19 protein-coding genes are annotated in these 18038 nt (G+C 61.5%); 4 read left to right on the plus strand and 15 right to left on the minus strand.

Translation table 11 applies throughout. The features are described 5' to 3' along the window. Positions 1 to 18: 18 nt before the first annotated feature. Complete coding sequence (locus ACH2DG_RS10750; RefSeq protein ID WP_395026043.1) at positions 19 to 444, minus strand: PaaI family thioesterase; 426 nt, start codon at positions 442 to 444, stop codon at positions 19 to 21. Positions 445 to 570: 126 nt separating this feature from the next. Here ACH2DG_RS10750 and ACH2DG_RS10755 point away from each other — a divergent pair, with 126 nt between their 5' ends. Beyond that, positions 571 to 1068 (plus strand): flavodoxin family protein, encoded by a 498-nt coding sequence (locus ACH2DG_RS10755; RefSeq protein ID WP_395026044.1) that lies wholly within the window; start codon positions 571 to 573, stop codon positions 1066 to 1068. Positions 1069 to 1138: 70 nt separating this feature from the next. Here the strand turns inward: ACH2DG_RS10755 and ACH2DG_RS10760 are convergent, their stop codons facing one another. Further along, positions 1139 to 2011, minus strand: a complete 873-nt coding sequence (locus tag ACH2DG_RS10760; protein ID WP_395026166.1) for a hypothetical protein — start codon at positions 2009 to 2011, stop codon at positions 1139 to 1141. 479 nt (positions 2012 to 2490) lie between these two features. On the opposite strand from ACH2DG_RS10760, the gene ACH2DG_RS10765 reads away from it, so the two are divergent. Continuing rightward, a complete protein-coding gene (locus tag ACH2DG_RS10765; protein WP_395026046.1) occupies positions 2491 to 2961 on the plus strand; it encodes a CopD family protein in 471 nt (156 codons plus the stop codon). A 116-nt stretch (positions 2962 to 3077) separates the two neighbouring features. Beyond that, positions 3078 to 3227, plus strand: coding sequence for a hypothetical protein (locus tag ACH2DG_RS10770; RefSeq protein ID WP_224149564.1), 150 nt, complete (start codon positions 3078 to 3080; stop codon positions 3225 to 3227). Between the two features lie 247 nt (positions 3228 to 3474). Here ACH2DG_RS10770 and ACH2DG_RS10775 read toward each other — a convergent pair whose 3' ends face one another. The 11 genes from ACH2DG_RS10775 to ACH2DG_RS10825 form a co-directional block, all read right to left on the minus strand. Further along, entirely contained in the window at positions 3475 to 3834 is a 360-nt protein-coding gene (locus ACH2DG_RS10775; RefSeq protein ID WP_395026047.1) for a PRC-barrel domain-containing protein, read from the minus strand. A gap of 242 nt (positions 3835 to 4076) precedes the next feature. Next, positions 4077 to 4772 (minus strand): EthD domain-containing protein, encoded by a 696-nt coding sequence (locus ACH2DG_RS10780; RefSeq protein WP_395026049.1) that lies wholly within the window; start codon positions 4770 to 4772, stop codon positions 4077 to 4079. A 33-nt stretch (positions 4773 to 4805) separates the two neighbouring features. Continuing rightward, positions 4806 to 5960: an NADH:flavin oxidoreductase/NADH oxidase gene (locus ACH2DG_RS10785; RefSeq protein WP_395026050.1), complete on the minus strand. Its 1155-nt coding sequence runs from the start codon at positions 5958 to 5960 to the stop codon at positions 4806 to 4808. Positions 5961 to 6063: 103 nt separating this feature from the next. After that, complete coding sequence (locus tag ACH2DG_RS10790; protein WP_395026051.1) at positions 6064 to 7251, minus strand: MFS transporter; 1188 nt, start codon at positions 7249 to 7251, stop codon at positions 6064 to 6066. Between the two features lie 45 nt (positions 7252 to 7296). Then, positions 7297 to 8256, minus strand: a complete 960-nt coding sequence (locus ACH2DG_RS10795; protein WP_395026052.1) for an MBL fold metallo-hydrolase — start codon at positions 8254 to 8256, stop codon at positions 7297 to 7299. Between the two features lie 180 nt (positions 8257 to 8436). After that, complete coding sequence (locus tag ACH2DG_RS10800) at positions 8437 to 9147, minus strand: ABC transporter ATP-binding protein (protein ID WP_395026054.1); 711 nt, start codon at positions 9145 to 9147, stop codon at positions 8437 to 8439. Then, positions 9134 to 10957 (minus strand): ATP-binding cassette domain-containing protein, encoded by a 1824-nt coding sequence (locus ACH2DG_RS10805; RefSeq protein WP_395026055.1) that lies wholly within the window; start codon positions 10955 to 10957, stop codon positions 9134 to 9136. The genes ACH2DG_RS10800 and ACH2DG_RS10805 overlap by 14 nt, the downstream gene beginning before the upstream one ends. Next, positions 10954 to 11877 carry a branched-chain amino acid ABC transporter permease gene (locus ACH2DG_RS10810; protein WP_395026057.1) on the minus strand — a complete coding sequence of 308 codons (924 nt, stop codon included), beginning with the start codon at positions 11875 to 11877 and terminating at the stop codon, positions 10954 to 10956. The genes ACH2DG_RS10805 and ACH2DG_RS10810 overlap by 4 nt, the downstream gene beginning before the upstream one ends. A 60-nt stretch (positions 11878 to 11937) precedes the next feature. Continuing rightward, positions 11938 to 13134 (minus strand): ABC transporter substrate-binding protein, encoded by a 1197-nt coding sequence (locus ACH2DG_RS10815; protein WP_395026058.1) that lies wholly within the window; start codon positions 13132 to 13134, stop codon positions 11938 to 11940. Positions 13135 to 13200: 66 nt separating this feature from the next. Continuing rightward, complete coding sequence (locus ACH2DG_RS10820; RefSeq protein WP_395026059.1) at positions 13201 to 13977, minus strand: SDR family NAD(P)-dependent oxidoreductase; 777 nt, start codon at positions 13975 to 13977, stop codon at positions 13201 to 13203. A 29-nt stretch (positions 13978 to 14006) separates the two neighbouring features. Beyond that, positions 14007 to 15755: an FAD-dependent oxidoreductase gene (locus tag ACH2DG_RS10825; RefSeq protein WP_395026060.1), complete on the minus strand. Its 1749-nt coding sequence runs from the start codon at positions 15753 to 15755 to the stop codon at positions 14007 to 14009. A gap of 133 nt (positions 15756 to 15888) precedes the next feature. On the opposite strand from ACH2DG_RS10825, the gene ACH2DG_RS10830 reads away from it, so the two are divergent. Further along, positions 15889 to 16716 (plus strand): IclR family transcriptional regulator, encoded by an 828-nt coding sequence (locus ACH2DG_RS10830; RefSeq protein WP_395026062.1) that lies wholly within the window; start codon positions 15889 to 15891, stop codon positions 16714 to 16716. A gap of 84 nt (positions 16717 to 16800) precedes the next feature. Here ACH2DG_RS10830 and ACH2DG_RS10835 read toward each other — a convergent pair whose 3' ends face one another. Both ACH2DG_RS10835 and ACH2DG_RS10840 read right to left on the minus strand, forming a co-directional pair. Continuing rightward, positions 16801 to 17190 (minus strand): nuclear transport factor 2 family protein, encoded by a 390-nt coding sequence (locus ACH2DG_RS10835; RefSeq protein ID WP_395026064.1) that lies wholly within the window; start codon positions 17188 to 17190, stop codon positions 16801 to 16803. A gap of 88 nt (positions 17191 to 17278) precedes the next feature. After that, positions 17279 to 17941: a TetR/AcrR family transcriptional regulator gene (locus tag ACH2DG_RS10840; RefSeq protein WP_395026065.1), complete on the minus strand. Its 663-nt coding sequence runs from the start codon at positions 17939 to 17941 to the stop codon at positions 17279 to 17281. Positions 17942 to 18038: the final 97 nt, after the last annotated feature.

Below are 18038 nucleotides of genomic sequence, written 5' to 3' on the forward strand. Positions count from 1 at the left end.
GCCTTTTTTCTATCGATCTCAGTATTTGACGTTCACGATGGTTGCCTGCATCAGCGCCACCACCTTGGGTGCGGCGTCGATGTCTGCGGTATAGGCGAGCAATTCGCCGGTGCACACGGTCAGCAGCTTGCCGGCGTTCTGCACCTTGCCCACCGCCACAAAGTGCTCGCCAATGGCCGGGCGCAGCAGGTTGATCTTGAATTCGGCGGTGACCACCTCGTACCCCGCAGGCGCCTTGGTGAGCGCCGCGTAGCCAGCGGCACTGTCGACCACGCTGGTCACCGCGCCTGCATGCAAAAAGCCGTGCTGTTGCGACAGGGCCTTGCTATAGGGCAACGCAATCTGCACCTCCCCATCGCTCACCTGCCGAAGACTGGCCCCCATGGTGTGCATCAGCCCCTGGGCATGAAAACTGGCGGCAACGTGGTCAAACATTTCGCTCATGGAAGTCGGTCCGAAGGAATGAGAGGGCCAATCTACCATGCGCCATCACGCAGACGGCAACACGGCGTCGTGCACATGACAAGGCACGGGCCATGCCGGCGCCAGCTTTGCCGCTATGCTTGCGCCATGGCTGCTCCGCAATTGCTCATCGTCTACCACACCCTCACCCAGGGCACGCTCCAGATGGCGCAGGCCGCGTGCGACGGCGCTCTGGCAGAAGGCGGCGTGGAGGTGCGCCTGCTGCACGCGCAGGCCACCCAGCCCTCCGATGTGCTGGCCGCCAATGCCTATGTGTTTGCCACGCCGGAGAATCTGGCAGCGATGAGCGGCATGATGAAGGATTTCTTTGACCGCTGTTACTACCCCGTGCTCGATCGCATCAATGGCCGTGCCTATGCAAGCCTGGTGTGCGCGGGCAGCGATGGCCACGGCGCCGCGCGCCAGATCGAGCGCATCGCCACAGGCTGGCGGCTCAAGCCGGTGGCCGAGCCGCTGGTCATCTGTACCCATGCACAGACGCCCGAAGCGATACTGGCCACCAAGCACATTCCCGATACCGATCTGCAGCGCTGCCGCGAACTCGGCACAGCACTGGCGGCAGGCCTGGCGCTTGGCGTTTTCTGAACCAGCTCCTATATTTTCCATAGCAGCCTGCGCACATCCATCCAGCGCTACAGGCAGTTTCCGCTCAGATTCACAGCAGGCTGGGGCCGATCCAGAGCCCACTGCGCAAGCGCGCGGGCGGGCTGGGTGCCCAGACCTGGCCGCTCACTTCCCAGCTGTCTTCCTGCACATTGAGACCTGCAAACACGCCGTAGCCATCGCCTGCGCAGATGGCTTCACCTGCTGCCAGGCTCTCCCCGGCCTTGATGGCCCCGCTGGCGTGGATGTGTTCGCCCGCACGAATACCCCAACCGGCATCGATATGTGACACCCCTTCAATCGCGCCGCCCACTGCAATCCCATGGCCCGCGCGCAGAGGGCCTGCCCCGGTCAGATGCCCACCCACCCGCAGATTTTTCTCGCAATGGAGGCTGTCGCTCGCAATCACATCCTGCCCCACCACTGCCGAGCCGCGCACGCTGATCGCACCATGTGCCACCAGATCCCAGGCCACGCGCAGATCGCCACCGACAGTCACGCCCTGCTGCACATCCACACCCCAATCGGTGCGCAGATGGCCGCCGCACTGCAGCCTGCCCCCCGCAAAGATGCTGGCACCCGCACGGATGTCCTCACCCACCACCAGATCGCTGCCACAGCGCACGCCGCCCCCCGCCTGCAGGGACCGGCCCACGTGCACCGCACCATCCACCTCCACGCCACCACGCACCTGCACACTACCGGCAAACACGACGGCATCGGCCTCCAGCCGGTCCAGTTGCAGCACGGCATTGGTGGGGCCAAAGTTGTTCAACAGCCATAGCGCATCGTCCACGCGGCCAGCAGCCACCAGGGTGTCCAGCGCCTTCTGGTAACTCACGCCATCTTCGATGTTGCGCACAAACCAGCGAAACCCCATTGCACAAGGGCTCTTGGAGCGCAGAAACTGCTTGGTAAATTCCATGGATTGGTCCATGACGGTCTTCCCCTTCCGTGTGACGGCGCAACGCGTGGTCACGAGCTTGTTCCATGGCCGGGCGCCTGTCAGGCGAGCAGCCGCGATCGCGCGGGGTAGAAGCCCGGCGATACTGCGTTTGCGCAAATGAGTGTGGGGTTATCGCCGGGCGAGGGAATGTGCGACGGGCTTGTAATTCATCCCGCGCAGCACGGCGCCTCCAGGCAGGGCAACTGGCGCGTGCAGGCAGTGCGTGGAGGCAGAAGACAACATGCGGCGCATGGTAGCAGCCAGCCAGAGCGCCAGCAAATGCCCACCGCCATGTCGCACGATGCAGCGTGGTCTTTGACCAGGTCGGTTCTGCCCTCGCTCGCCCCGTTTTCGCCAAGGGCTGCAGGCAGCCTGCATGGCCAAACAGCCAACATTTCAGCAGACAAGGCAGGTACGATACAGGCCAACGTCCGCCCTCCTACTCCTATACCATCCCCATGCTCTACATCATTCTCAAAACGCTTCACCTGCTCGCCCTCATCGTCTGGCTGGGTGGCATGGCATTCGCCCATTTCTTTCTTCGCCCTGCCGCAGCGCAGTTGCCGCCGCCCCAACGCCTGCCGCTGATGCGCGATGTGCTGCAGCGCTTTTTTGGCGCCGTTCTGATTGCCATCGTGCTGATTCTGGTCAGCGGCCTGGGCATGATTGGGCTGGTGCACCAGATGGCCGCGCAGGCTGGCGCCAAGGCACCCATGCCGGTATCGTGGATCGTGATGGCGGTGTTGGGACTCGTGATGATGGCGGTGTTCGGCCATATCCGATTTTCACTGTTCAAACGGCTCAACGCCGCCGTGGACGCCAAGGACTGGCCGGCCGGCGGCAAGGCCATGGACCAGATCCGCAAATGGGTGGCCTTGAACCTCGCCCTCGGCACCGTGATTGTGGTGACTTTACGACTACCTTTTTAAAAGCCTCTTCACACGCTGTAGGTGCAGTCCCAGTCCGGATTGCGGCAAATACTGATGGGCAAGCCGTTCCTGATAGGTAACAGTGGGCACTGCAGCCTATTCCCTCAGGAGGCCCTATGACACCGATGCTCACCATGCCAAGCCGCCCCTTGCTTGCCAAGCCGGGCGAAAAGAGTCTGCGTTACACCAACAAGGACAATACGGACATCCGCAAGACCTTCGAGAAGGCAAGACGTGTGCTGGCACAGCAGCACAGCAAGCATTGAAGGTGCCGGCACCGCGCGCGCTGCAAAAGCGCTGACCCTCTTGCCTGTCCGCCCCCGCGCCGCGCCCTCTTGCGCGGCGTTTTTCCGGGTGCGTTTCCACCGCAAAAATCATTGTTTCACGCTTTGGGCGCTTGGCTGGTCTGCGCAGACCGCTATAAAAATAGGATTTGCACGGCAGAAAACGGTACCCATGAAAAAGCCACCCGAAGGTGGCTTGCGCTCTGCGAATCAGGCGATGGGCGTCAGATCAGTAGATCCAGGGCACACCGTAATAATCGTGCACCTTGCGGCCGTATTCATCGGAATAGTCCTGCGTCGTCTCTCGCCCATAACGCGGCGCGCCTTCCAGTTGCTCGCGTGTCAATGTCACCACATAGCCACCCAGGTCGGTGTCGTACTTCAGGGTTTCCCACGGCAGCGGGTAGACATCGGTGCCCATGCCCAGAAAACCACCAAACTCCATGACGGCGTAGCGAACCTTGCCTGAAAGCTTGTCAAGCACCAGAGACTCAATCGAGCCCAGCTTTTCTCCATCGGGATTGAACACGTTCGTGCCATGAACCTTGTCCGAAGAGATGACGCTGGATGCGGTGTGAACGGTATCCATGTTGTCCTCCTTTTTGGGAAGCGTTGAACAAAAGACAAAGCATTGCGGGCCTTGCGGCCGCTGCAGTCAAAACCATCGCTTTGCCTTGGTATCCATGCTACGTGCCTGTGTGGAGCGACGGGGTAGTCGAGCCTGTTGCACACGGGTAGGACATGCCGCGCAGCAGTCAAGACCTGCTACACAAACATACGTTTCCAAACAGCCGGCAGGAACCGGGCGGCGCCGCTCCAGCCGCTATTGCGCTAGAGAATTTTCCGCTCGCCGACCACAAACGCGGTGATGTGGGACAGAAAGGTCTTTGCATGCGCCATGGTCTTCCTGCCCGCTTCGGAGTTGAATGCTGCTTCGAGGGTTGCCGCGTCCTTGAACCACAGCTCGACGATACCGTCCATGGGCAATTCGTCGTAACTGCAGGGCTGCCCTTTCACGCGCTCCCGGCCCACGATGACGTTCTGGCGATAGGCGCTCACGCCTGCCATGCCCCGAACCAGTTCGCCGTGGATCGTCCATTCCCGGCGAAAGTCCTCCTCGCTCACCGAGGGCAGGCGGGTAATGATCGACATTCGTTTCAACAACGCGGAGCGCTCCTGTTGCGCAGGTATCGCGATGACCACGGTTGGCTCGGCGGTGACGATGTGCAGACCATCCAGAAAGTACTGCTCATCCTGGATGAGTTCGGCGGCGAGTGAGCTGCCATCGAATGCCTGCGCAGACTGGCTGGCGTCGTCAAATCGAAGCTGCGAAATGCCGTCCAGCTCCCATGGCCCTCTGTCAAATTCAATGCCGCGTTGCAGCCTGTCGAGAACCAGGTTCTGCCAGTACTCCCGCAGTTGCGGCGCCCGCCGGGCCAAGGCACCGTGGCTGGCATGCCAATAGGCATCGAAATCCCTCAACGTCCAATCTGCCTTCTTGCGGATCAATCCCATACGCACGGTCATGGATGGCTTCCTTTCGTCAAATGGATGGTGTGGTCATTGAGCAGCTTGCGCACGCGCCTTCTCAAGCCCTGGGGCCCGCTTGGCCAGCCACACGCCGTGGCGAACGGGCCAGCGCTGAAAACCCGGGTCCACGCCCAGCGCAACTGCGGCGTGGTGCGCCCAGTACGGATCGAACAAGGCTTCCCGGCCCAGGGCGATGAGGTCTGCCTTGCCCTCCTGGAGCACCGCCTCTGCCTGGCTCGCGTCCACGATCATGCCAACCGCCTGGGTGCGTACCGCAGCCTCTTGCCGGATGCGCTCGGAAAACGGCACCTGAAAACCCAGTCCGCGCGGAACGGGCAGCGCCTTTGTCTCTTCGGTCAGGCCACCGGAAGAGCAATCGATGACATCCACACCCAGTTGCGCCAGCGCACGGGACAGCACCACCGAATCCTCGAGGCTCCATCCTTCGGTGCTGCCGTCCACAACGGAAAGCCTGCAAAATAGCGGCTTGCCAGCCGGCCAGACCTCGCGCACCCGCGCGGCAAGCTGCAAGGCCAGCCGCATGCGGCCATCGCGACTTCCGCCCCATTCGTCGCTACGCAGGTTCGAGTTCGGAGACAGGAAACTCGCCACCAGATAGCCATGGCCAAAGTGCAGCTCCACCACGTCGAACCCGGCCCGGTCGGCACGCCTGGTGGCCTCGACAAAGCGCACGATCATGTCTTCAATGTCCTGCGCACCCATGGCGTGCGGGCTGGACCAGCCAGGCCCTGCAGCCAGTGCGCTGGGCCCCAGCCGCCACCAGGGTTCGGCGTCGCTGGCCATCTCTGCCTCACTGAGCGCTGCCCCGCCCTCCCACAGCGGTTGGCTGCCCGCCTTGCGCCCGGCATGGGCCAACTGCACGCCTGCGGCGGCTCCGTTGGCATGGATGAAATCCACCACGGCCTTGAGCGGCTCCATCTGGTCATCGTTCCACAGGCCCAGATCCGCGTTGCCGATACGGCCGCGCGGGTCGACCGCTGTGCTCTCCGTGAGAATGAGGCCCGCGCCCCCGAGGGCGAACTTCCCCAGGTGAACCAGATGCCAGGGTGTGGCACACCCCCGCTGCGCGGCGTGCTGGCACATGGGAGAAATCACGATACGGTTCTTGAGTTCAAGCGATCGCAGCCTGAGCGGCTGGAAAAGCAAAGGAAGCGTAGAGGTCATCTTGAAGATCAGGACTTCTGGGTTTCAGGCAATGTCGGCCCGTGTCGGTACCCCATGCACAGGCATGTAGGCGCCATGGCGGCGCGAAGGGCTCCCTGCGGGTTCACGGAGGGTCTTGCCGCTGAAGCAGCATGGCAAACACGGCACCCACCATGAGAAGGCCTGCTCCGCAGACCGCAAATAGGGCAGATGCATCCAGATGGTCCACCACCCAGGCCGCCCCCAGGATCCCGGCAGACTGGCCGAGAAAGAGGCTGCATGCAAAGAGCGAGACTGCCGTGCCACGGGCTGCCGGCACCATCTGTGTGGCATTGGTCTGCAAGGTGTTGTGCAGTGCATAGAACCCAAAGCCGGCCAGCAGGCACGCTGGAGGTATGAAGCACCAATGGGGAGCCAGTGCCATGGCGGCGAATGCCACGCCGATGCAGACGCCCCCGGCTTTTGCCAGCTCCGGCTCGCGCCAGCGCGCAAGCATTCTTTTTGCGGCACGGCTGTATACCAGCCCGCCAACACCATACAGGGCCACCAGCCCGCCAGCCACAGGCATCGACAGCCCGAAGCGCAAATGAAGGTCACTGGGAATGAATGCCAGCGCGCTGAATGCAAACGCGCCCTCCAGCGCGGTCACCAGGAGAACCACCCTGGCCCAGGGGTTGTGCAGCACCGACTGGAATCCTTCCACCAGCCCCGCTGGAGTGCTTTGCGCCTTCGGCTGCTCCCCCGCGAGCTGCCGGAGCAGGAACACGCCAGTACAGCAAAAAAGCAAAGCCAGCACCCAGAACGCAGAACGCCAGCCCCATGCGTGTGCAAGAACGCCGCCCACCCACTGGCCGCTGATCATGCCGAACACGGTTGCGCCCAGCAGTTTTGCCAGCACCGCCTGACGGCCTTGGTAAGGCACCGTATCGCCGATCCAGGCCATGGCCAATGGAATGATTCCGGCAGCGGCCCCGCCTGACAGCACACGTGCGGCAACCAGCCACTCCATGCTCGGCGCCATGGCCGCCAGAATGCTTCCAACGGTGCAGGCGAGGGTTGCCAGCGCGATAACCCGGGTTTTTCCAAACCGATCGCCCAACGGGCCATAAAGAAGCTGGAGCACTCCGTAAGCCAAGGCGAATGCGGAAATCGCACCCGCTGCCCGCCCCGGTGTCACGGAAAAATCCTGGGCAAACGCGGGCAGCATGGCATCACAGATACGCATGGAAGCCATGCTGGTGAATGCGCAACTGCCCACAAGCCAGAGCTGGTCAGGCTTTTGCGGGAGCGCAGCCGATTGCGGCTTCTGCATGGGCATTTCGCTGGCGGAACGGGTAAAGAGCGATCGGGCCGGGCTTCAGCCTTCCAGCGTCTTCCACATCTCGATGTCGCGCTCGGCAGTCCAGATGCGCGGATCCGCGTACTGGGTGGCCTCGTCATAGCAGCGGGTCACATCGAACGGCATGCAGTGGTCGAAGATGACCCAGTGCCCATACCGGGGCCGCAGCGCTGCATAGGTGTCCTTGTAGACGGCATTCAAGTCCTTGCCGGCAGCCACGCCCTTTTGCACGTTCAGGTACACATCGGCAATGAAATCGCGGGTTTCGGTCAGCCCCCGGCTCACGTCTTCTGGGGTCGTGAGTGCAGCGCCACGGCCAGGCACAAGCGCCTTGGGCTTGAGTGCCGCGAGGTTCTCCAGCGTCCGGGGCCAGTCCTTGAAGTAGGCATCCCCGGCATAAGGTGTAGCGCCGAACTCCACCAGATCGCCCGAGAGCAATGCGCCCTCTCCTGGCAGCCAGACAATGGTGTCTCCCTTGGTATGGCCACGGCCGAGCTGCAGCAACTGGACTTCGAGCTTGCCAAGCCATAGTGTCATCTTGCCGGTGAAGGTCATGGTCGGCCAGGTCATTCCGGGAGGCACGGTCTCGACATTGCTGAAGAGCCGGGGAAAGCGGCCGATTTCACTGGCCTTGTCCTGCTCGCCACGCTCCACGATCAGGTCATAGGTGTCCTGGCTGGCGATGATTTCCTGCGGCTGGTAGGCACTCGCCCCCAGTACGCGCACGGCATGGTAGTGCGTCAGCACCACGTACTTGATCGGCTTGTCGGTCACCTCGCGGATGCGCCGGATCACATCGGCCGCCATCGCTGGAGTGGCCTGCGTATCGGCTACCAGCACGGCGTCGTCACCGATGATGATGCCGGTATTGGGGTCTCCTTCTGCCGTGTAGGCCCAGGCATGCTCGGAGATCTGGCTGAAAGTGACTTTTTTCTCTTCCAGGTCAGCCTGGCTGGCGAATTTCTTGGTCTGGGTCATGGGGACCTCCTTGGAATGGTTCGATAGGTTGAAAAGAAGTATTCAGAGCCGTTAACACAACCCAGCAAATCGCAGATTTGCGGTTGAGACGAGGCGCGAAGCCGCAGGCAGTACAGACGTACGACAAGGCTAGGCGCCCCCGACGAAGCAACGACATATCAAGGGTTGTGTTTGCGGCTCTCAGTGCGCACCCAGGTAGGCTGCCTTGACCTTGGGATCATTCAGCAGCTCCCTTCCCGTGCCCTCCAGGGTGATGAGCCCTGTCTCCAGCACATAGGCGCGGTCGGCCACACCAAGGGCCTGCTTGGCCATCTGCTCCACCAGCAGAATGGTCAGGCCCGAATGGCGCAGTTGCCGGATGGCATCAAAGATGTCCTTGATGATCAGAGGCGCCAGCCCCAGAGAGGGCTCGTCGAGCAACAGCAGTTTCGGCTCGCTCATCAGCGCGCGGGCAATGGCCAGCATCTGCTGCTCTCCTCCGGACAGGGTGCCCGAGAGCTGGTGCTGCCTCTCCCGCAGGCGGGGGAAGCGGTTGAACTCCCGCTCCATGGCGTCTTCGATGGCGCGCGGTGCTCCTCGCCGGGAATAGGCACCCAGCATGAGGTTCTCGCGCACCGTCTGGTCTGCGAACACGCCCCGCCCTTCGGGAGACATGGCAACGCCAAGGCCGACACGCTGGTGAGGGGCGACCTGGCTGCAGTCCTTGCCACCAATGAAGATCTTCCCATCCTGGAGTGGCTCCAGCCCGGCAATACTCTTGAGCAAGGTGCTCTTTCCTGCACCATTGGCGCCGATGATGGTCACCACCTCGCCGGCACGGACTTCAAGATCTACGCCTTTGACGGCTTCAATGGCGCCGTAGGACACCTTCACGGAATCAAGTTTCAGCATCTCTTCGTCCTTCAGATGGCGGGCAGGTCTCGCGGGCCTCAATGTCGTCTTCGTCGTCGACACCAAGATAAGCCTCGATGACACGTGGATTGCACTGAACCTCCGCCGGCTTGCCTTCCGCGATCTTGATGCCGTAATCCAGCACGATGACGTGGTCGGAGACGGACATGACGAGATCCATGTGGTGTTCCACCATCAGGATGCTGACACCACACCGGCCTATGCGCAGCAGCTGCTGCCCCAGCTCTGCCGTCTCGTGGGGGTTGAGGCCTGCCGCAGGCTCGTCCAGAAGAAGCAGCTGGGGTTCGGTGGCAAGTGCACGGGCCAGCTCGGCCCTGCGTTGCAAGCCATAGGGAAGGCTGCCTGCCGGCTGGTGGGCGAGATGCGCGAGACCCACCAGTTCCAGAAGCTCCAGTGCGCGCCCCCGGGTCACAGCCTCTTGCCGGCCTGCAACGGGCAGCCCCATCAACGAGGAGAAAAAGCCATTGCGCATCCGCGTATGGCGGCCCAGCATCACGTTGTCCAGCACCGAAAGATCGGAAAACAGTCGCAGGTTCTGAAAGGTTCGCCCCATGCCCATGCTGCATATCAGATGCGCCGGTTTGCCTGCAATCTCCTGGCCCAGGAACCGGATGGAGCCGGAAGTCGGCTTCACAACACCGGTCAGCATATTGATCATGGTGCTCTTGCCTGCGCCATTGGGGCCGATCAAGGCATGGATATGGCCTCGCTGAAGCCGGAACGATACGTTCTGCGCAGGCTTGACGCCACCATATGCCTTGGTCACCCCCTCCACCGCAAGCAACTCGCCCTCTCCCGCCGGCCCGATGCGCGTCGTCTTGGGCGGCTCCTCAGACTTCTCGCCCGCTTCTGTTTCGGTGCGCTCTTTGAACAGCGCCCTGAAAACACCGGCTACGCCGCCCGGCATCACATACAGGGCAAACAACAGCAGAAAGCCATAGAGGAAATGCTGTGCCGAAGGCCACCGGGCCAGGGCTGCGTCGACAGCCGTCAGAATGACTGCTCCTATCAATGGCCCGTACATCGAACCGGCCCCACCAAAAAGCACCAGCAGCAAGATGAAGATGGAAAGATGGAAGGTGATGAAGTCGGAGTTGATGTATTGGTTTTGCTGCGCAACCAGCGCTCCGGCAATGCCACAGGTCACAGCCGCCACCACGAAGGCAATGACCTTGGCCCGGTAGACGCGCACCCCCACCGACGCAGAGGCGATCTCGTCGGCCTGCAGCGACAGCAGTGCGCGGCCAAAGCGCCCCTGCAGAAGATTGCGCAGCAGAAGATGCGCGAGCGCACACAGCACCACGGCAAACCAGACCCACTGCTGCGAGGTCAGGGGCTGGTCATTCCAGGTGATGGGACGGATGCCATAGATGCCTTGCGCCCCACCGAAGACCTCCGTCCACTCGCCCACCAGCTTCTCCACCACGATGCCGAAGGCCAGCGTCACCATGGCCAGATAGGGACCTTTGACGCGCAGTGAAGGAAGTGCGATCAGAACGCCACAGACGCCGGAAATGGCCGCAGCGGCAATGAGCGCGAGCCAGGGGCTGATCTCGGTCTTGGTGGTCAGGAGCGCCACCGCATATGCGCCCGCAGCAAACAGCCCCGCCTGTCCCAGAGATTTTTGACCGGCAAAACCCACCAGGACATTCATGCCTGCAGCGCAGAGGTAGTACACGCACATCATGAAAATGATGCGCAGGTAGTAGTCGTTGCCCACCAGGGAGGTCACCCCGATCACCGCTGCTGCGGCAACTGCGACACCGATGAAGTGTTGAGCGCGCTTCATACCTTTTCCACCATGGGCTTGCCAAAGAGACCTGTTGGCCGGAAGGCCAGCACCAGAATGACGAGGGCAAACACTGCGACCTCACGCCACTGCGCCTGCCACAGGTTGACGAGAGATTCGAGCACCCCGAGCGCAAAGCCCCCGATGACGCAGCCGCGCGGGTTGCTGAGCCCACCGATCATCGCCCCCGAGAAACCTTTGAGCCCGACGGCAAGCCCCATGAAAAGCGATGCCTGGGCAATGGGCGCCAGAAGAAAACCGGAAAGGCCGGCCAGCGCGGAACTGACGACGAAGGCGCCCACCATGATCGCGTTGGTATTGATGCCCATCAAGCTGGCAACGCTCCCATTGGCGGCCACGGCACGCATCGCCTTTCCCACCATGGTGCGGTTCATCACCCAGTCGAAAACAAGCATGATGGCGATCGCCACGGCCAGCATCAGCATCTCTTGTGGCCGTACCCCGATTCCCAGGATCCGGATGACCGAATCTCCGACGGGCCCAGGCACCACCACAGGCTTGGGCCCCCAGATGGCTAGACCAATGCTCTGCAGAATGACACCGAATCCGAGCGTGCTCATCACCCATGCCATGCCAGGACGCCCGGCGAACGGGCGCACCCCCACCAGGTAGAGCACCCAGCCAAGCAGCCCCATTACGCCCAATGCCGCAGCCAGCGCCAGCAATTGCGCGCCCGCGCCAGGCAAGGCCGAGCCGAAGGTGGTGGAGCTGATGGGAAGACCCAGCATCAGAAAGAGCGCGCTCATGCCAATGAAGGCGCCCGCCGACACAAACTCGCCATGCGAGAAATTCAAGGTCTTGGTCGTCGTGAAGGTGATGCTGAACCCCAACGCCACGAGCGCGTATGCGCCGCCCACGGCCAGGCCGCTGAGAATCGCCTGTAAGAGCGCCTCTGTCATGATTGTCTCCAAGTGAACGGGCGGAGCCGCACTGTGCGGCCCCATCCTGCACCGCGTGCGTTATTGTTTGAAGTCGGCGGGCGAGAGCGAGCCCACGATAGGGTCCGTGTAGGGCTGGAGCTTGCCATCCTTCCAGCGGATCCACACCAGGTCCTTGGCCGTCAGCGCTTCGTGATTGGCCTTGCTGAACGGCTTTTCGTAGGTTTTCAGAACGCCTTGGACCGGCGCCTTCAGGTCTTCAAGCGCCAGGCGCACGGCATTGCCGTCAACGCTGTTGGCCTGCTTGACGGCAGCCGCGTACAGCTGGATGGAGTCATAGCCGTGCAGTGCAAAGGAGAAGGAGCCCGGCGCCTTGAGCTTGGTGCCGATGCGATCAAACAGCTTTTGCTGGGCGGGCGTGCGGTTTTCGCTGACCGTACGCATGAAGATGGGTTTTTCCGCCAGCGCCTTGCCCGCCGCATCATAGAAGGTGATGTTGTCTGCAGCCCATGAGGTCAGCACCAGGGGAAAGTAATTGATCTTCTCCATGCTGCGCACGAGTTGGGCAATCGGCGTTCCCTGGGCCCACACCACGACCGTGTCCACGCTGGCCGATTTCATCTTGCTCAGCTGAGAAGTCATGTCCGTATCGCCCACGCCGAACTTTTCGGTGGCTGCAATCCTGATGCCCTGCAGCTTGGCGATCTCTTCCATGTCCTTGAGACCGCCCTGCCCGTATCCGGTGGTTTCGGCCATGAGGCCCACCACCTTCGATGTGTCTCCGCTCTTCTTGACATAGGCCATGAGCGCTGCCACTTGTTCGCGGTCCACCATGGAGACGCGGAACATGTAGTTGTCGGCGCCTGCGCTCATGGGTTTGGTAATGTCCGTTCCCGAGCCCACGTTGCCGATGACCGGAATCTTTTTCTGGTTGGCGATGTGCTTCCAGGCCATGGCGTTGCCGGAGTTGGTCGGCCCGAAGACGGCCGATACCTTTTCGCTGTCTACCAGTTCGCTCATGTTCTGGATCGACTTGGGAGGTGCCGAGGTATCGTCCCGCGTCACCAGCACCATTTTCCGGCCCAGCAGCCCGCCACCGGCATTGATGTCTGCAATGGCGGCCTCCATGCCCAGGACCGCAGCCTGACCGCTTTGGGCAGACGGCGAAGCGGACAGGTCGCCGTTGTAGCCCACCTTGATGTCCTGTGCACTTGCAACGGCAGCAGCCAGCAGGCCCGCCGTCAGGATGACGTTCTTGATGAACGAAGGATGATTCATGGTTGTCTCCATTTTTTAGTGATTGAACCCATCGAGTTCCAGGTTGCAGACGCGGAAATACCCCTCTCAGGCGGCCAGAAAACCTCCATCGATGGGAAGCGTGACGCCGGTGACATAGGAGGCCATGCTGGAGGCGAGAAACACGACCGGGCCGATGAGCTCCTCGGGCTGGCCCACGCGGGCCATCGGCGTGCGAAGCATGAACCTGTCCAGGCGCTCCGGTGCCTCGCGTGTGTAGGAAGTCATGGGGGTTTCGATGACTCCGGGTGCAATGGCGTTGACACGAATGCCGTCTTTTGCCAGCTCCACGGCCAGTGCCTGGGTCAGCATCTTGACTGCACCTTTGGATGGCGAGTATCCGACCACATTCGGGATACCGGTGGTCGACGCGATGGAGCCCACATTGATGATGACGCCCCGGGTCCTTCTTAACGATGGGAGCCAGGCATGCGTGGGATGAAATGTTCCCATCACGTTGACATCGAGGGTTCGCTGAAGATTGGCAGCCACCTTCTGGCTGTCCACCCCTTCGCGAATGATGACCCCTGCGTTGTTGACCAGGATGTCTATGTCACCGACCTCCTTGCCAACGGTCTCAGCCAGTGCATCGCACTCGGCGGATGAGGTCACATCAAGCCAGTATGCAAAGGCTTTTTCGCCTGCCTCCTGAATCTCTCCAACAACCGATTTCGCATTGGCCTCATTCAGATCGGTGACGATGACTGTGGCTCCCGCCTTGGCCAGGCCCTTGGCGATGGCTTTGCCGTTGCCCTGCCCAGCGCCCGTGACCAGCGCGACCCGCCCGCTCAGCAAACGAGGCGCCATCCATTCCGTGATTTCCATGTTGGTTCCCTGGTTTTTGGCTGTACGGATCACGCAGCGTGCGCGGGCTCGGCGAACTGCCTGTGCGGCGTACTGGACAGGTCTGGCTGCCCGGCGAGGGTCTTGCCCGCAACGTAGCCAAAGGTGAGTGCCGGGCCCAGTGTGATGCCCGCTCCCGGGTAGTTACCGCCCATGATGCTTGCAGCATCATTGCCAACCGCGTAGAGGCCGGGCACCACCTTGCCATCCTTCGTCAACACTTGGCAGTCCGCATTGGTTTCCAGTCCTGCGAATGTGCCGATCTCGCCGACCACGACCTTGACCGCGTAATAAGGCCCCTGGCGTATGGGAGCCATGCATGGGTTGGGCGTCACCAATGAATCCCCCTGGAAGCGGTTGTAGGCGGTGCTGCCCTTGTCGAATCGGCTATCTCTGCCACTGGCGGCGTCGCGGTTGAAGGCTTCCACCTCTTCTTGCAATGCCGCATAGGGAACACCAATGCGCTGGGCGAGTTCTTGCACGCTGCTGCCCCGCTGAAGGTAACCGCTGCGAATGTGCTTTCCGATAGGAAGCGGAAACGGAGCCACGGCACCCAGACCGTATTCACGCAGATGCTTGTGATCGCAGATGAGCCAGCAGGAGACTTCGCTCAAGCCAGCACATGCCTTGACCAGATCCTGGATGAAGTCGTGATAGGACAGCGCCTCGTTGGTGAACCGGCGGCCGCGAGCGGTCACCGCAATGACACCGGGTTTTGCTCGGTCGATGAAGTGCGGCATCACGCCTTGTGAGCCATCCTTGCGACGGGTGACGGAAGTCGGACACCATGCGGCGGCATTGGGAATGGACGGATCCACCCAGCCGCCAACGGATTCTCCCAGGCGCAATCCGTCACCCGTATTCAGCGCAGGGGACGGGGTGAAATGCTCGTGCCCGGTGGGCGCGTGAGGAAACAGTTGCTTGCGGCGCTCGATGTCATAAGGAAAACCGCCGCAGGCCAGCACCACGCCCTTGCGCACCCGAACGTCCACGGGCGATCCACCATTCACGACTGACGCACCAACCACGACGCCATTTTCGAAAATCAGGCTCTGGACCGGCGAATCAAGCCAGACGGATACGTTCAGATCCATGCCGGCCTTGGCCAGGCGCCCCGCCAAGGCGTTGCCGTTGGTCAAGGTCATGCCGCGGCCGTGGCGCACGACGTCGGCGAGATGGCCGCCAAACCGCTTGGTGACATACCAAAAGGATTCCAACGACTTGAATGCGCGCAGAAAGTGCCACAGCTCCTTGCCAGAGCCCAGCATCATTCCGAAAACAGTGAGTTCCGGAACCGGCGGCGCCAACTGCTGAATGCGCTCCCCCAGCTCCCGGGCATCGAAAGGCCTCGTGACCATGGAGCGGCCACCCGGCTGGCCGCCCGGTGCTTCCGCGTGGTAGTCCGGGAACACCGGAGGCATGTCGAACTGAACGCAGGTTTTGCTGGTGAAGAAGTCGATCGCCTTGGGACCGTTTTCCAGAAATGCATCGACCCTTGCCGGGTTGAAGTGCGTCGTGGCCTCATGCTGAAGGTAGGAACGCGCGGCCCCGGCGGGCTCATGGATGCCCTGCTCCTTGGCCAATCGGGTGTTGGGAATCCAGAGCCATCCACCCGATCTCGCCGTCGTGCCGCCATACAGGGACGCCTTGTCGACCACCAGCACTTTCAGACCTTCGTACGCAGCAGTGACTGCCGCCGACATTCCGGAGGCACCAGTGCCGACCACCAGCACATCAAATTCGGTTTCCCGCTTGCTCATTGACCTTTGCTCCTTCGCAGAGACTGCACTCGCTTGCTCTTTTGCGTTAGTATTACGCTAATGCTTATGTTTAATACTAATGATTTACCCTAATCTAATCCTGTAGTTAAAATTAAATCGTTAGGGAGATTTCATGAACACACTTGATACGGAAGTCGGAGACAGTGGCTCCGAAAAGGAACGACGCGGCATCCAGTCGATTGAAGCCGGTGGTCAACTACTGCTTGCACTGGGCGCTCAGGGTCGTCCCATGCCGCTGAGAGAGCTGGCAAAAGCGGCAGACATGGCGCCGGGCAAGGCGCACCCTTACCTGGTCAGCTTTGCCAAGCTGGGGTTGGTCACACAGGAAGCATCCACGGGCTACTACTGGCTCGGGCCCACTGCCATGCAGCTGGGTCTGGTGACGCTCAGAATGCTCAACCCAGTGCGGGAAGCCACCCCATTTGCAGAGGCACTGGCGAGGGAGACCGGGCATAGCGTTGCGCTGTCGGTCTGGGGCAACCAGGGCCCCACCATCGTGTTCCTGTTCGACGCGATTTATCCGCTGCACACCAACATCCGCACAGGAACCGTCATGTCGCTGGCAGGCACCGCGACGGGGCGCCTTTTTGCGGCCTACCTGCCTGCCAAGCTCATCGAGGAATCGCTGCTGGAAGACGAACGGCGCCTGGGGCCCGATATTGCGGCGTCGATTGACCGGGACGAGTTGCAAACGGTGGTGAGCGAAATCCGCAAGCACGGCACCTCTCGCACCATCAACAACCCGACGCCCGGCGTGTCATCCTTCGCGGCGCCCGTCTTCGACTACTCGGGCAACATTGTTCTGGGCATCACGCTGATGGGCCGCACCCGCTCTTTCGATACCGATTGGGAGGGCAAGGAGGCTGCCGCAGCCAAGGCATGCAGTGAAGAGGTTTCTCGCCGGCTAGGTCACCATCGCGCCAGCGTGCTCTTTCGCTGACGCCCCAACGACAGTGCCGAAAAGGAAAAGGCGCCCCGACCATGAAGCCGCAGGCGCCTTCTTCCATATACCCGCTGCCCGGAGCTATGCACGCGGCAGGTATGTCTCTTTCCAGAGCGCAACCTTTCCCTGGTCGTCGAACCGCATCAACAGCATCGCAATGAAATGCTCCCGGCGTCCGTCGGTATGGGCAATCTGCACAGCCATGTCGAACACCACCGCGTCATCGTCGGCCACGGTGTGAATGATCTGGTACTCGATCCCTGCCATCGACGCCCGCATTCCATTGAGAAACTCCAGGTAGTTGCCAGCGTTGGCCTGGTAGTGCCGGCCATTGGGTTCGACAATGAAACGCTTCCCAAAGCACTGACTGACCGTTGCCTCGGTCAGTGATGCATCGTGCCGCAGATAGGTTCGGTTCCAGTCCAGCACTGCATGGGCCAGCTGGATGTTCTTCTCTCGTTTTTCACTCATTGCCAAAGAATACCGCACCGGCACATTCATTGCATGCCGACATGAAGGTCTCCGCCGGTGTTCCTTGGCCATCGGCTAAGCCAGAATGTCATGCACCCCGGCAGGAGTCCTGCGGCTTATGCCCCGGCCGCTCCCCGCGGCTGCCATGGAGGTAGCCAGCTAGCATGTCGATGATGGCCTGCTCGGTCTTCTCGATCGGATGCGGGGCGCCTGGCGGAATGACCGCAGCATGGATCAGTGATTCCATGCTCTGCAGAATGATCCAGGTTGCGAGATTCAGATCCTGCGGCACCAACTCGTTCCGGTGGTCTTCCAGCAACTGGCGAACGCGCTTGTGAATGCTTTGATCGGCGGGGCTCTGGTCCGATGGCGCATCGAAGAACGGAAACTCCTTCTCCAGCACGCGATGCAGCTCTGGCGCCACCTGGTGAGCCGCCACCCATGCGCGCACGATGGCGGCCAACTGCGCTCGCAGACCCAGCGACGGCGTCCTTGCCAGCACTGTCTCCATTGCCGCGTGCATTTCTACGGCATGCCGCTCATGCAGTGCGGTGATCAGCGAATCCTTGTTCGGGAAGTACTGGTACACGGAACCCACGCTGACTCCTGCGCGCTCGGCAACCAGGTTCGTGTTGGTTCCGGCATAGCCCCGCTCGCTCAAAATGCGAGCCGTTGCCTCCAGAATGGAATCCACCAAGGCGCGAGAGCGGCTCTGGCGAGGAATACGCCGGGGTTGCGGCAGGTTTGGCATGGAGCTTTTCAAACGCGAGTTTTCAATATGAGCTATCACTCATATTATTTCATATATCGAGCAAATGCTCATATTTGGAGTAATCGATGCAGAACCG

It is taken from the genome of Comamonas odontotermitis, from assembly GCF_040396735.1.
Lineage (GTDB): Bacteria > Pseudomonadota > Gammaproteobacteria > Burkholderiales > Burkholderiaceae_C > Comamonas > Comamonas odontotermitis_C.